The sequence below is a fragment of the Nocardiopsis sp. LDBS0036 genome (genome assembly GCF_041228755.1).
GTDB classification, from domain to species: Bacteria; Actinomycetota; Actinomycetes; order Streptosporangiales; family Streptosporangiaceae; genus Nocardiopsis; species Nocardiopsis dassonvillei.
In genome coordinates this window covers 6,308,491-6,322,109 of the sequence record NZ_CP141103.1, presented here as the reverse complement: position 1 = coordinate 6,322,109, position 13,619 = coordinate 6,308,491, and the positions used below count along the sequence as shown (strand labels likewise).

Annotated in this window: 11 protein-coding genes; 6 read left to right on the top strand and 5 right to left on the bottom strand. The window is 73.7% G+C overall.

All coding sequences use genetic code 11. The features are described from left to right. Window positions 1-9: 9 nt before the first annotated feature. Window positions 10-789, bottom strand: a complete 780-nt coding sequence (locus UIS43_RS26875; RefSeq protein WP_370012023.1) for an alpha/beta hydrolase — start codon at window positions 787-789, stop codon at window positions 10-12. Between the two features lie 187 nt (window positions 790-976). Between UIS43_RS26875 and UIS43_RS26870 the strand changes: the two genes are divergently transcribed. Next, the gene (locus UIS43_RS26870; protein ID WP_013152068.1) at window positions 977-1,486 is read left to right on the top strand and encodes a TspO/MBR family protein; all 510 of its coding nucleotides are present in this window, start codon (window positions 977-979) and stop codon (window positions 1,484-1,486) included. A gap of 304 nt (window positions 1,487-1,790) precedes the next feature. After that, entirely contained in the window at window positions 1,791-2,018 is a 228-nt protein-coding gene (locus tag UIS43_RS26865; protein WP_013152067.1) for a hypothetical protein, read from the top strand. 118 nt (window positions 2,019-2,136) lie between these two features. On the opposite strand, the gene UIS43_RS26860 is transcribed toward UIS43_RS26865, so the two are convergent. Continuing rightward, window positions 2,137-3,285 (bottom strand): helix-turn-helix domain-containing protein, encoded by a 1,149-nt coding sequence (locus tag UIS43_RS26860; RefSeq protein ID WP_013152066.1) that lies wholly within the window; start codon window positions 3,283-3,285, stop codon window positions 2,137-2,139. A gap of 250 nt (window positions 3,286-3,535) precedes the next feature. Between UIS43_RS26860 and UIS43_RS26855 the strand changes: the two genes are divergently transcribed. Beyond that, on the top strand, window positions 3,536-4,837 hold the full coding sequence (locus tag UIS43_RS26855; protein WP_370012022.1) for a M20 family metallo-hydrolase: 1,302 nt from the start codon (window positions 3,536-3,538) through the stop codon (window positions 4,835-4,837). 239 nt (window positions 4,838-5,076) lie between these two features. On the opposite strand, the gene UIS43_RS26850 is transcribed toward UIS43_RS26855, so the two are convergent. The 3 genes from UIS43_RS26850 to UIS43_RS26840 all read right to left on the bottom strand — a co-directional run bounded on the left by UIS43_RS26850 (window position 5,077) and on the right by UIS43_RS26840 (window position 9,674). Then, complete coding sequence (locus UIS43_RS26850; RefSeq protein ID WP_013152064.1) at window positions 5,077-6,411, bottom strand: MFS transporter; 1,335 nt, start codon at window positions 6,409-6,411, stop codon at window positions 5,077-5,079. 189 nt (window positions 6,412-6,600) lie between these two features. Continuing rightward, the gene (locus UIS43_RS26845; protein ID WP_013152063.1) at window positions 6,601-8,247 is read right to left on the bottom strand and encodes an amidohydrolase; all 1,647 of its coding nucleotides are present in this window, start codon (window positions 8,245-8,247) and stop codon (window positions 6,601-6,603) included. A gap of 410 nt (window positions 8,248-8,657) precedes the next feature. Then, window positions 8,658-9,674, bottom strand: a complete 1,017-nt coding sequence (locus tag UIS43_RS26840; protein WP_370012021.1) for a LacI family DNA-binding transcriptional regulator — start codon at window positions 9,672-9,674, stop codon at window positions 8,658-8,660. A 139-nt stretch (window positions 9,675-9,813) separates the two neighbouring features. Between UIS43_RS26840 and UIS43_RS26835 the strand changes: the two genes are divergently transcribed. Genes UIS43_RS26835 through UIS43_RS26825 form a run of 3 tightly spaced genes read left to right on the top strand, consistent with a single transcriptional unit; the run spans window position 9,814 to window position 12,645 of the window. Further along, window positions 9,814-10,971 carry a Gfo/Idh/MocA family protein gene (locus tag UIS43_RS26835; protein WP_013152061.1) on the top strand — a complete coding sequence of 386 codons (1,158 nt, stop codon included), beginning with the start codon at window positions 9,814-9,816 and terminating at the stop codon, window positions 10,969-10,971. Continuing rightward, complete coding sequence (locus UIS43_RS26830) at window positions 10,964-11,884, top strand: PmoA family protein (protein WP_013152060.1); 921 nt, start codon at window positions 10,964-10,966, stop codon at window positions 11,882-11,884. Before UIS43_RS26835 ends, UIS43_RS26830 begins: the two co-directional genes overlap by 8 nt. Beyond that, window positions 11,881-12,645, top strand: a complete 765-nt coding sequence (locus UIS43_RS26825; RefSeq protein ID WP_117198014.1) for a cupin domain-containing protein — start codon at window positions 11,881-11,883, stop codon at window positions 12,643-12,645. The genes UIS43_RS26830 and UIS43_RS26825 overlap by 4 nt, the downstream gene beginning before the upstream one ends. The last annotated feature ends 974 nt before the right edge of the window (window positions 12,646-13,619 follow it).

The following is a 13,619-nucleotide window of genomic DNA, read 5'->3' as shown; positions in this document are numbered from 1 at the left end:
GTGCGGGCCCTACCGGTCCAGAAAGTCCCCCGTCACCTCGGCGAGGCGGTGGTGGGCCTCGGCGTCGTCGATGTCGGCGGGCAGGTCCCCCGACTGGTCCCCGTAGGCGCCGAACTGGGCGTGGTTCATCCCCTGGATCCGATGCGTGTGCGCGTCGGGCGGCAGGTTCGGGCGGTTCTCCTCGACCGTCGCCGGATCGGACAGGCCGTCGCGGCTGCCCGAGACCGAGATGACGGCGAGGTCCTCGCGCCCGGCCAGGCCCGCGCCCTCCGTGGCGTAGGAGCCCCACAGGACCAGTCCGACGACCGTGTCGTCCGTGCGTCCGCCGAGGTGGGAGGCGGCCATGGCACCGCCCAGCGAGTGCCCGCCCACGTACCACGCGTCGACGCCGTCGCCGTGGTCGGCGATGGCGCGGTCGGCGCGGTCGGTGTCGAACACCGCGAAGTTCAGCGGCATCCGCGGGATGACCACCCGCACGGCGGTGTCGGCGGCGACCAGCGCCCAGGGCTCGGCATAGGCCTCGGGTGCGACGCGCGCGCCCGGGTAGAAGACGACTCCGGCCCCGGGAGGGGCGTGGGTGGAGCTGACGACCACGGCGTCGTCGGTGACGGCCACCTCCACGCCGGGGGTGGCCACGGCCTCGCGCAGCGCCCGCGGCTCCGCCTGGTAGGGGTTGAGCGCCCAGACGGCGAAGCCGCCGACCGCGAGGACGAGCAGGAGCGTCAGGGCGAGCGCGACGATTCCCAGCGCCTTCGCGGCGCGGCCGCGTTCGCGGTTCTTTTTCTTCACGCTTTCCAAGATACTTGTTTACTGAGGAAAGAACGGAGGTAGCGGTACAGGGACACACGGTCGCGGGCCGCCTCCGCACGGACACCGGCTCGACCGGACTCCGTCACCGACCGGGTTCCAGCACCGGCCGGTCTCCGGAGCGGACCGGGCGCCCGCACCGACCAGACGCCGACCCCGGGGAGAAGCCATGACCGCCGCGAACGCCTCACCCGCCCCCTCCACCCGCGCGTCCCTCCTGGGCCTGGCCGGGTTCGCCGCCGCCGTCACCGCCGCCGCGCTCGTCGGGGTGCTCTCCAGCACCAGCACCGCCGCGGAGTACGCCGCCCTGCGCCAGCCCTCGTGGGCCCCGCCCTCCTGGGTGTTCGGCCCGGTGTGGACCACGCTGTACGCCATGATCGCCGTGTCGGGCTGGCTGGTCTGGCGCCGCCACGGCTGGCGCGGCGCCCGCCCCGAGCTGACGCTCTACTTCGTCCAGCTCGCGCTGAACGCGGCTTGGACGCCGCTGTTCTTCGCCGCCGGTCTGCGCGGGGTGGCCCTGGTCGACATCTGCCTGCTGGTGGTGGCGCTGACGGCGACCATCGTGCTGTTCGCCCGCCGGTCCCGGTGGGCGGCGGTCCTGCTGGTGCCCTACTGGGCCTGGACGGCCTTCGCGACCGCGCTCAACCTCTCCGTCTGGTGGCTCAACACCGGCGGCTGAGGCTCGGCACGTCCCGGGCACAACCCCCGGACGGTTTTCGGTCAGGAAGGAAACTCCTTTGTGGCCCTGGGTAGATCGCCCGACTCGGGACCCGGCCCCGCTCCGACCGCCAGAGGGTGTTCCCGCAGTTCGCACACTCCTTTCGCCACATTCACCCGGGTTCGGCGCACCCCGGCGGAGCGACACGGGACACACGAAAATCGCTGTCCTGATTTTTATCGTTCCGTTATGGGGGAATGACCTGGACACCAGACGGAGAGTGCTGCCGTCACACAGGAGGAGTACCGAGAAAGAAAGAGGAAGCATGCGGATCATCCAGCCGAGCATGAAGCGCATCAAGCTGGTCGTGCCCGACACCGTCGATTTCGTCGGCATCCGCGACCTCGACGGGACCTTCACCAAGGTGGCCTCCCCACAGAAGAGCTACCGCTTCAAGCGTGAGGACGCCTCCTTCGACTTCGCCTCCACCGGAAAGACCGTGGAGGAGGACGGAGACAAGGCCGAGGTCTTCACGGCGGTGAGCGTGAAGTAACGGCGTCCCCACACGCCTCCCCAGGAAACCCCCAGACAGCGCCAGAGCACGGAGGTCCTCACGTGCGGCCCGGAACCCCTCCCGGGCCGCACGTGCTCTGTGCGCGGCCGCCCGTCCGCTAGCGGCCCGAGAACAGCACCAGGGCCTGGGCCGCCTCGGCCGGGACGGTCAGGTCCAGGCCCGTGGTCTCGCGGAACGCCTGGAGCCGGTTGACCACCGTGTTGCGGTGGCAGTACAGGGCCTCGGCGGTGGCCTTGACCGATCCCGTCGCGGCGTAGTGGGTCAGCGTCTCCAGCAGCCGCGCCCGGCTGTCCCCGTCGAGCCGCTCGAAGCGCTCCACCCGGTCGCGTCCGAAACCGGGGATCAGTCCGCGCAGCTGGTCGTGGGCGATGGCGGACCAGACGTCCTCCTCGCGGACGAACCCGCCGCCGGTGCCGGCGTAGCCGGACAGGACGCGGGCCGCCTCGACGGAGGCGGGGACCGCGGCCAGCCCCCGCACCCGCGCGACCAGTCCCCCCGAAGTCCCCGGGGGCAGGTCCGGCCACGGCGTGCGGGCGGTCTCGCGCACCAGGGCGACGCCGTCGTCGAACTCCCACGCCAGGCCCCCGCCGCGTTCGCGGACCCGGGCCGCGGGCCGCTGCTCCCGCTCCGGGGACGGCACGACGAAGGCCACGTCGAAGGTCCCGTGCTCGGGGAGCCCCAGGGTGCCCGCCACCTCGGAGGCCACGGCGGCGGCCCGGCTCCCGGAGTTGAGCAGCCGGGAGAACGCCTGGGCCGCCGCCGCCCGGGAGTCGCGTTCCAGGGCGGCCCTCTCCTCCAGGAAGGCGGCCTGCACGTCGCTGATGTACTGCTCGACCGTGGTGAGGATCTCCTCGGCGTGCAGCACGAGGATCTGCGAGGATCCCGGCCCGCCCGCGCGCACCAGACCCGCCCAGAGCACGCGGAAGTCGAGCCGGACCGCCTCCAGCAGGTGCTCGCGCGCCACACCCTGGCGGGCCCGGCGCACGCCCAGGCGGGTGGAGAGGTCGCGCAGGTGGTCGGGCAGGGGCACCCCGGCGATCCGCCGGGTGAGCATGTCGAAGGTCTCCGTGGCGCTCTGGCGCAGGTCGGTGTCGGGGACCATGCCGTCGGTGTAGTTGCCCAGGGCCGCCAGGCGCTGGAGGAAGTCCTCGACGAGGTTCTCCCGGTCCTCGGCGAGCCGTTCGACCATGCCCGCCCAGGACCGGGGCTCGTCGGCGGGCGGGGCCTGCTCCGCGGGGTCCGTCACGGCCGCCTCCCTTCGTACGTCTCGACGGCTTCCGGTGTCCGGGCTCGGCGTGCGGCGCGCGGCGTCCAGCACCTGCGTTCGGCACCCGGCGCCCGCGCTCGGCATCCGGTACCGAGTCTATGTGCACATGCACAGCACCCCCGGGGAATCTTGTGTGGATGACGATTGAGCGCCGCGGGGCGCGTGGCGAGGATGGACGTGGCCCACGCCCGGCCCACGCGACCCGACGCTCTCCGAGAGGAACACCGCCATGACCGCACACGAACAGGGCCCGTCACAGGACGCGGCACCCGCCGACGCCCGCTTCCTGGAGGACTTCCGGGCCATGAGCGCCTTCGGCGCCACGCCGTCGGGGGGCGTCGACCGGCAGGCCGCCACCGGGCCCGACATCGCCCAGCGGCGGTGGCTGGAGGGACTGCTGGTCGAGCGGGGGCTGCGGGTGGTCTACGACCGCATCGGCAACCAGTTCGGCCTGCTGGAGCGGGTACCGGGCGCCCCCTACGTGGTCGTCGGCTCGCACATGGACTCCCAGCCCACGGCGGGGCGCTACGACGGGGCCTACGGCGTGCTGGCCGCCGCCCACGCCGTCTTCCGGATCGCCGAGCAGGACGCCGCCGCCGGTGCCCCCGCGCCCGTGTACAACCTCGCGGTCGTGAACTGGTTCAACGAGGAGGGCTCGCGCTTCACGCCCTCCATGATGGGCAGCGCCGTCTACACCGGCGCGCTCCCGCTGGAGACGGCACTGGCCGCGCGCGACGCGGCCGGGGTCACGGTGGCCGAGGCCCTGGCCCCGACGGGCTTCCTGGGCGGGGACGACGGCCCCGAGGCCGCCTTCTGCGCCGAGATCCACGTCGAGCAGGGGCGCGTCCTGGAGGAGTCCTCCACCACGATCGGCCTGGTCAGCGCCAGCTGGGCCGCGCGCAAGTACGCGGTCACCGTCCACGGGGAGCAGGCGCACTCGGGGGCGACCGTGATGGCCGACCGCCGCGACGCGCTCGTGGGCGCCTCCATGCTGGTCGTGGCCGCGCGCGAGCTGGCCGACCGGTTCCCCGGGGTCCTGCACACGGCCGTGGGACAGTTCGACGTCTACCCGAACTCGCCGGTGGTGGTGCCCTCGCGCGTCGAGCTGCTGCTCGACCTGCGCTCGCACGACGAGGAGGTGCTCGCCGAGGCCGACCGGCTGTTCCAGGAGCAGGTCGCCCGCATCGAGGCGGCGGCCTCCGTCACCGTGGAGCAGACCCTCTCCCACTCCTGGGGCGTCAACCCCTACCAGCCCGAGGGCGTGGCCCTGGCCCGCGCCAGCGCCCGGAGCCTGGGACTGAGCAGCGGCGAGGTCATGACCGTGGCCGGGCACGACTCGATCAACATGAAGGAGCGCGTGCCCACGGTCATGCTCTTCGTGCCCTCGGTCGGGGGCGTGTCCCACAACGAGGGCGAGTACACCGAGGACTCCGACCTGGTCGCGGGCCTGGCGGTGCTCACCGACGTGGTCCGGCGGCTCGGCGCGGGCGAACTGGCCGCCGACGGGTCCTACACGCCCGGACGCGCGTGAGCGCACCGCCCGGCCCCTGAGCCGGAGAGCCGCGAGGGGCCCGCGCGACGTCGCGCGGGCCCCTCGCCGCGTCCGGGAGCGAAACACCGAACACGGACCCCGGCACCGGGAAGGACGGCCGCCCCGTCATCGGGCGGCGCCGCCGGTTCCCCGTGCGCGGTGCGGAACGGGCCCGGACGGCGGAACGGGCGGTGACCGGGAGCCCCCGGTCACCGCCCGTCGCTTTCCGTCCTACGGTGTCAGCGCACCACCACGTCGTCGCGGACGCGCAGCCGCTCGCCGTAGAAGCCGCCGACCGCCGTGACCAGGGCGATCCCCAGGAACAGCACCGAGGCGACCCAGGAGCGTCCGTCCGCGCTCTCCAGCAGGGCGGTCGCGATGAACGGCAGGAAGCCGCTCAGGGCGCCGGCCAGGTTGTAGGCCAGCGCGACGCCGCTGTAGCGCAGGTTCGCCGGGAACAGCTCGGTGAGCAGCGCGCCGGAGACCGCGTAGGCGATGGACAGGAAGCCCACGCCCCCGGCCACCGCCAGCACCACCAGCACCGGCGAGGTCGTGTCGATCAGCCAGAACACCGGGAAGGCGATCACCGCCGTGGCGATACCGCCCCACATGGTGACGCGCCCGGGGCCGAGCTTCTCGGCCAGGCGCCCGAAGTAGACGATCACGCCGATCTGCACCACCGCGGCGACCAGGGTGGCGTTGACCATGAGGCTGCGCGACAGTCCGAGGGTGTCGGTGCCGTAGCTGATGGCGAACGTCGTCATGACGTAGAAGCCGCCGACGCCCAGCATGGCGGACGCGATCGCGATGAGGAGCCTGCCCCACGCGTGGCGGAACACGTCGACCGCGGGGACCTTGGAGCGCGCCTCCTGCTTCTCCATCTCCTCGAAGACCGGCGACTCCTCCACCTTCTGGCGGATGTAGACCGCGACCAGCAGCAGCGGGAAGGCCGCGAGGAACGGCAGGCGCCAGCCCCAGGAGTCGAACTGCTCGGCGGGCAGGAGCAGGACCAGCGAGAACGCGCCCGAGGAGAGCAGGGTGCCCACGGGCGACCCGATCTGCGGCAGGGCCGCGTAGCGCCCGCGCTTCTCCGGCGGGGCGTGCTCGACGGCGATGGTCACCGCGCCGCCCCACTCGCCGCCGACCGCGACGCCCTGCACGAGCCGGAGCAGGGCCAGCAGCAGCGGAGCGGCGATGCCGATCGAGGCGAAGTCGGGCAGCAGGCCGATGAGGCCGGTGGCCACACCGATGGAGACCACGGTGATCAGCAGAGCTGGTCGCCGTCCGATCCGGTCGCCCATCCAGCCGAACAGCACCGCGCCCAGCGGACGCGCGACGAAGCCGACGCCGAAGGTGGCGAACGCGGCCAGGGTGGCGGCCGTGGCGTCCAGCGTCGTGAAGTACAGCCGGTTGAACACGAGCGCGGCGGCCGTACCGAAGAGGAAGTAGTCGTACCACTCCAGTGCGGTGCCGACGAAGGCCGCGAAAGCGATCCGGCCCGCCTCGCGACCGCTCACCACCGGCCCGCCGCGTGCCGGGCGCTCCTCGGTCGCCTCTGGGTCGAGGTCACTCATCCTTGGTTTCTCCTATTCGCTGTCCGCGCCGGCGGCGGCGCGGTGTTCAGGGGATGGGGCGGGCCGGGCGGGTGTCCGCCCGGTGCCGCCCGTCGGACACGGACGGGGCCGAACCCGGGTTGGACCGGGCCGGGCCGGAGTCGTGTCGGGCCGGGGCGGGCCGGACCTTGCCGGTCCGGCCGGGCCGGGTCAGGTCAGACCGTCGAGGACGTCCGCCCCGTGCACGCACTCCCCGCCGACGAGGGTCGCCAGGACGCGGATCGTGCCGATGCCCTCCTCCGCGGTGTCCACGGGGTCGCGGTCCAGGACCACCAGGTCGGCGAGCTTGCCCGGGGTCAGGCTGCCCCTGCGGTGCTCGTCGTGGCTGGCCCAGGCCGCGTCCATCGTGTAGGCCCGGAGTGCCTGTTCGGCGCTGACACGCTCGTCGGCGGCCAGAACGGTTCCCGAGGCGGTCACGCGCTCCACCATCGACTCCATGCCCAGGAGCGGCGCCCCCGGGGCGACCGGCCGGTCCGAGCTGCCCGGGACGCGCAGCCCGTGGTCGAGGAAGGACCGGTGCCGGTAGAGCCAGGGCACGCGCTCCGGGCCCACGGCGGCGGCCATGCCGTCGCCCAGGGCGTACAGGAACCGGGGCTGGGGCACGGGGACCAGGCCCGCCTCGGCGATGCGGGGCAGCTGGTCCGGGCGCACCACGCCCGCGTGCTCGATGCGGTGGCGCACGTCGGGGCGCGGCAGCGCGCGCTGGGCCTCGGCGAACGCCTCCAGCGCGACGTCGACGGCGTCGTCGCCGATGGCGTGCGCGGCCACGCGCCATCCGGCCCGGTGGGCGGCCACGACCAGCGCGCGCATCTCCTCCGGGGAGTTCTGGTACACGCCGTGGCCGTGCCCGCAGAGGGGTTCGGTGACGGCGGCGGTGCGGCCGATGAGGGATCCGTCGAGCCAGATCTTCATCGGCCCCAGGCGCAGCCGGTCGTCGCCGAAGCCGGTGCGCAGCCCCAGGTCGATGCCGGTGTCGATCCCGTCGTCGGCGTGCCCGCCCAGCGGGTGCATGTTGTCTGCGGCGACCATGAGCTCGACCCGGGGAAGCAGCTCGCCGCGGTCGCGGGCGAGCTGGTAGGCGGCGGCCTCCACGGGGGTGCGGCCGATCAGACCGCGCCCGATGCCCGCCTCCACGACGTGGGTGAGGCCCTCGGAGGCGTAGACCCGGGAGGCGCGCGCGAGCGCGTCGGCGAGCTCGGTCACCGGGTAGGGCATGACCAGTGCGGTCACCAGTTCCTGCGCGCGCTCCTGGAGCAGGCCGGTGGGGGCGCCCGCGCCGTCGCGGACGATCACTCCCCCGTCCGGGTCGGCCGCGGCGGTGTCGGACACGGCGGTGTCGATCCCGGCCTGGCGCAGGACCGCGCTGCTGACGGTGCACATGTGGCCGGAGCGGTGCTTGAGCCAGACGGGTCGGCCGCCCCCGGCCCGGTCGAGGCCGTGGCGGTCGGGGTGGGCGCCGAGCAGGGCGTCGTCGTAGCCGGAGCCGACGATCCACGTGTCCTCGGGCAGCGTCGCGGCCGCCCGGGCGACCGCGTCGTAGAGGGCGTCCAGGGTGGACACCGTCTCCAGCTCCAGCTCGGCGAGCGACTGTCCGAACCACGCCATGTGGTTGTGCGCGTCCCCGAAGCCGGGGACGACCACGGCGCCGCCGCAGTCGACCGTCCTGCGCGCGGGCAGGTCGGCGACCTCCTCGTCCAGGCCGAGGACGCGCCCGGCGGCGATGCCGAGCACCGTGGCGAAGGGCCGGTCGTCGTCGACCGTGCGGATGCGGGCGTTGGTCAGTTTGAGGTCGAGCATGCTGGAGGCGTTCTCCGTGGGGTGCAGCGGTCGGGACGGTCGCGGCGGACGCACCGCGCGCAGGCTCGGCGGCGGGCGTGGACGCGCCCGCGCCGGGGCGGACGCACGCGCTTCCGCATCCGCCGGTGCCGCACGGTTCACGCCGCCCCCACCTGGGATTTCCTTCCAGGTTGCAGCAACTGTGAGCTGGCGAACAATGGCGATTCGCATCGGATTGGGCACGCGGCGATAGGCATGTGCACAACGACCGCCCGGTGCGCGACATTTCCGAAACACGCACGTCATACGCCGTTACCTACGCGGTGTCACATCGCACAGTCACACGTGCGGGGCGGAGGACGGCCCGGACCCGACGCCTCCGTGTCGCCCCCGGCGCCCGGACGCGCGAACGCCTGGGCCGTGCTCCCCCGTCAGCGCCAGGGGCCCGGGCCGGTGGACTCGCGCCACAGGATCGTGTTGAGCGGCTCCCGTCCGACCTCCGCCACCGTGCCCCGCACGGCCGCGACCAGGCGGCGCATGGCGTTGACGCCCAGCCGTTCGAGGTCCACGTCGACCGTCGTGAGCGAGGGAGACAGGTAGGCGCCCACGGGGTTGTTGTCCCACCCCGTCACGCTCAGGTCGCCCGGCACGCTCCACCCGCGCTCCATCGCCGCGCGGACCGCGCCCGCCGCGACCACGTCGTTGCCCGCGATGACGGCGCTGACCCCGCTGTCCTCGGGCAGGGAGCGCACGGCCTCGGCGCCGGACTCGGCCGACCAGTCGCCGTCGAACACGCCGTGGGACTCCAGCCCCAGGCGTTCGACCGCCTCCAGGTAGGTCTGTCTGCGCCCCCGCGCCGAGGCGTACTGGAGCGGGCCGGACACGTGCAGGAAGCGCCGGTGCCCGGCCTTGGCCAGCCCCTCGACGAGGTCGGCGACGACCGACCCGTCGGCGATCTCGCCCAGACCGCGCATCTCGTCGTCGTAGTCGGCGGAGACGACCACGGAGGCGCCCTCGCCCGCGGCCCGGAGGCTGTCGGGGGCGACGGGGGCCAGGGACAGGACGCCCTCCACCTGGCCCGACCCGGCGAGTTCGAGCATGCGCTCGGTCCGGGCCCCGACCCCGCCGTCCACGCTCACCGCCTCGACGACGAACCCCTCGGCGTGGGCGGTCGCGATGGCCCCGGCCAGCAACCGGCTCGGGCTGGCGCCGGGCACACCGGGCAGGAGGATCGCCAGGCGCCCGGTCCGGCGCGTGCGCATCGACCGGGCCACGAGGTTGGGGCGGTAGTTGAGCTCCCGGATCGCGGCGTCGACGCGCTCGCGGGTCGCCTCCCTGAGCCCGCCCTCGAAGCGCAGGTAGCGCGAGACGGTCTGGTGGGAGACGCCCGCCAGGCGGGCGACCTCCATGATGGTCGGTCGGCGCCTGGGCGGTTCGGGCTCGGCCATCGGCTCCTCCTCGGGCGGGCCCGTCGGCGGCGTCCGTCGGCGGGGTCGGTCTTGACGGTGGATGTGAACGATCACTATTTTAGACCCGGCCGCAGAAAGTGAACGTTCACCATGGGTTCGTGATCCGAGGGGTGTGCCAGTGCCGAGTCCCAGACCACCGATTCGCGTAGCCGTCGTCGGAAGCGGCGGTATCGCCCGGGGCAGGCACCTGCCCGCGCTCGCCGCCCTGGGGGACAGGGTCGAGGTGGTCGCGCTGGCCGACCCCGACGCCTCCCGCGTGGCCGCGACCGCCGACGAGTGGGGCGTTCCCGGACGCCACACCGGCCTCGACGCCCTGCTGCGCGCCGAGTCCCCCGACCTGGTGATCGTGTGCACGCCGCCCGTCGCGCACAAGGACGCGGTGATCACGGCCCTGGACGCCGGGTGCTGGGTGTGGTGCGAGAAGCCGCCGGCGCTGTCCCTGGCAGAGTACGACGAGGTCAGCACCCACGAGGGAGGCGAATCCGGTCCCGGCGGCGGAGGCGGTCCCTTCGTCAGCTACGTGTTCCAGCACCGGTTCGGCTCCGGCGCCGAGCGCCTGCGCCGCCACCTGGCCGAGGGCACGCTCGGCCGTCCGCTCGTCGGCGTGTGCAACACCCTGTGGTTCCGCGCCCCGGACTACTTCGAGGTCCCCTGGCGCGGACGCTGGGCGACCGAGGGCGGCGGCCCGAGCATGGGCCACGGCATCCACCAGATGGACCTCATGCTCTCCCTGCTCGGCGACTGGTCCGAGGTCACGGCCGTGATGTCCACGACCGCCCGGTCCACCGAGACCGAGGACGTGTCGATGGCGATCGTGCGCCTGGAGTCGGGCGCGACCGTCTCCGTGGCCAACAGCCTGCTCTCCCCCCGCGAGACCAGTTACCTGCGCTTCGACTTCGAGCACGCCACGGTCGAGCTGGAGCACCTCTACGGCTACGACAACGCGCACTGGCGCTGGACCCCCGCGCCGCACGTGCGCGACGCCGACGCGGTCGCGTCCTGGCCGCCGGTGGAGGACGAGCCGAGTTCGCACCGGGCCCAGCTCGCCGCGCTGCTCGACGCGATGGAACGCGGGGAGCGGCCCCGCGCCAGCGGCCCCGACGGGCGGCGCGCCCTCGAACTCGTCACAGGCATGTACCGGTCGGCCCTGACCGGCACGACGGTGCGGCGCCGGGACCTGACCCCCGACGACGGCTTCTACCACGCGATGCACGGGGGCGACGCGGACACCGCCGCGGCCGTCCTCACCAGGACGGAGGAGACCACAGGTGTCTGAGACCCCCACCCTGACCGAAGGAGACGACGCGCTCACCGTGGCGGTGGGCGGGGTCGAGATCGCGCGCTACGTGCTGCGCCCCGACTCCCCCGCCACCGAGTCGCCCAAGCCCTACCTGCACCCCCTGCGCACCCTCAGCGGCGCGCCGCTGACCGCGTTCCGGCCGTGGGACCACCGGTGGCACAAGGGCCTCCAGATGACCTGGTCCCACGTCTCGGGACAGAACTTCTGGGGAGGGCCGACCTTCGTCCGCGGCGAGGGCTACCGGTGGCTGGGCAACAACGGCGCCATCGGCCACGAGGGGTTCACCTCCGTCGCCCGCGACGGCGACGGCGTCGCGGTCACCGAGCGCCTGGCCTGGAGGAGTTCGGGCGGCGAGCGGTGGATCGCCGAGGTGCGCACCCACCGGTTCCACTCGGCGGACCGCGAACGGGGGATCTGGGCGCTGGACTTCGCGACCTCGCTGACCAACGTGCGCGGGAGGGCCCTCGAACTGGGCAGCCCCACCACCCACGGACGCGCCGCCGCGGGCTACACCGGGCTCTTCTGGCGCGGCCCCCGCTCGTGGACCGGCGGCGACGTGGTCAGCGCGACCGGCCTCACCGGCGCCGACGTCATGGGCACGCAGGCGAACTGGATCGCCTTCAGCGGCCAGCACGACGAGATCGACGGCGGCGCGACCGTCCTGGCCTACGCCGGGACCACGAGCGCCTCCGTTCCGATCAGGTGGTTCGTGCGGACCGAGCCCTTCCCCGTGTTCAGCCCCTCGCCGTCCTTCGACGAGGAGATCGTCCTGGAGCCGGACCGCACCCTGAGCCTGCGCCACCGCCTGGTGTTCGTCGACCGGGTGTGCGCCGCCGACGAGGCCGGTGCGCTCGCGCGGGAGTACGCGCCCGGGGAGGACGCGCCGTGAACACGCCCCGTTTCCCCGGCGGCACCGCCGTCAGCGGCCTGCGGGTCTACGACTGGGAGGCGCCCGACGGCCTGCACGGCGGCACGCCCCACCTCCACACCGCGTCGTCGGAGGCCTACGTCGTGGTCGCGGGCGAGGGCGAGGTGCACACGCTCACCCCGCGGGGCGTCGCGGCCGACCCGCTCGCGGCCGGTGCCGTGCTGTGGTTCGCCCCGGGCACGGTGCACCGGCTGGTGAACTCCGGCGGGCTGGAGATCACCGTGGTCATGCAGAACGCGGGCCTGCCCGAGGCGGGCGACGCGGTGTTCACCTTCCCGCGCGGGGTGCTGGCCGACCCCGAGGCCTACGCCGCCGCGGCGGCCCTGCCCGCGGAGGGGCCCGAGGAGCTGCGCGCGGAGCGGGCGCGGGCCCGGCGCGACCTGGCCCTGCGGGGCTACTGGGAGCTGGTCGCGTCGGTCCGCGAGGAGGGCGCGGGGGCGCTGGAGGAGTTCCACCGGCTCGCGGCGCAGGTGGTGCGGCCGCGTGTGCGGGAGTGGCGGGAGATCTGGCGCGAGGGCGTGGAACGGGAGGTGGAGCGCACCCGGGAGCAGCTCGCGGCGCTGGCCGGGGGCGACCCGGGGATCATGCGGGAGGCGGCCGTGGTGCGCACCGAGCCGATGCCGGGGCCCCGGGCCTTCGGGATGTGCGGACGCCTGCGCACGTGGCGGGTCGCGGACGCTCCCGAGACCGGCGAACCCCCGGGAGCCCCGGAGACCCCATAGGCCCCGGGCCTCCTCGGTCGCGGAGGTCCGGGGCGACTCGGGAAGCCCCGGAGACCTCAACGGCCCCGGGGACCTTCGACCTGCCAGATTCCCCAGAGGCCCCAGAACACCTCAGCGGTCCCGGTGACCCCAGACAGCCTGGAAGCCCGGTGACCCGGAAGGGGCCGCCGACCGCCACAGAGGACCGGGCGACCCCAGAGACTCCGGAGACCCCGGACGACCCGAAAGCCCCGGCACCCCGCCTCCCCGCTGTCTCAGCGTCCCGGCAGGGGACACCGACCGCCGCAGAAGACAGGGCGGCCTCAAAGACCCTGGACGACCCGAAAGCCCCGGTGCCCCAGTGCCCTACAAGGGAACACCGACCTCCTCGGGGGCCCGAGTGCCAGCGCTCCCGCCCCCGAGGAGGTCATCGGGCTGGCCGGTGACCTGCGGCTGATCGGGGACGGCGACGCCGAGCGGATCGCCGAGGAGGTCTCCGGGGCCCGCGCCCCCGGGGCGCGGGGCTGACGGCGCCAGCGTTCACCAATGTCCTGGTAAGGGCTTTCCGCATCACCTGGTTCGGCGTCTCCGGCCACGCCGTCAGAGCAGGTCAACGCCCTCGTGAAGCGCGTCGCACAAACACGACCGAAACACCATTCGCCACTCACGCCTCTTCTGCCCTACGAGGCACATAGACGGACGCCTCGACGCGCTGCCGGCGCGCCACCGCCACCGCCACCGAGCGCCACGAACCCTGACACAGAGCACCTACGAGAAAAAGACCACCGCTCCGAACAGGAGGAACTCCGCGCCATTAACACGAAAGCGCATGGAGAACAAGACCGTTGACGCGCTGGGAACGAACACTTAACTTCTCGTTTGAAAGCGCTTTCCGAACTACGGGCGTCACCGTTCCACCGGCACGGCCGACCCCGTGGCCGCACCACCCCATGACCGACCGCGCCGCGCTTTCCGCGCCGCGCCGACCACACGGC

Coding starts and splice junctions, on each gene's coding strand:
- UIS43_RS26840 (WP_370012021.1), bottom strand. CDS start 9,674: ATGGCCGAGCCCGAACCGCCCAGGCGCCGACCGACCATCATGGAGGTC.
- UIS43_RS26870 (WP_013152068.1), top strand. CDS start 977: ATGACCGCCGCGAACGCCTCACCCGCCCCCTCCACCCGCGCGTCCCTC.
- UIS43_RS26850 (WP_013152064.1), bottom strand. CDS start 6,411: ATGAGTGACCTCGACCCAGAGGCGACCGAGGAGCGCCCGGCACGCGGC.
- UIS43_RS26855 (WP_370012022.1), top strand. CDS start 3,536: ATGACCGCACACGAACAGGGCCCGTCACAGGACGCGGCACCCGCCGAC.
- UIS43_RS26865 (WP_013152067.1), top strand. CDS start 1,791: ATGCGGATCATCCAGCCGAGCATGAAGCGCATCAAGCTGGTCGTGCCC.
- UIS43_RS26845 (WP_013152063.1), bottom strand. CDS start 8,247: ATGCTCGACCTCAAACTGACCAACGCCCGCATCCGCACGGTCGACGAC.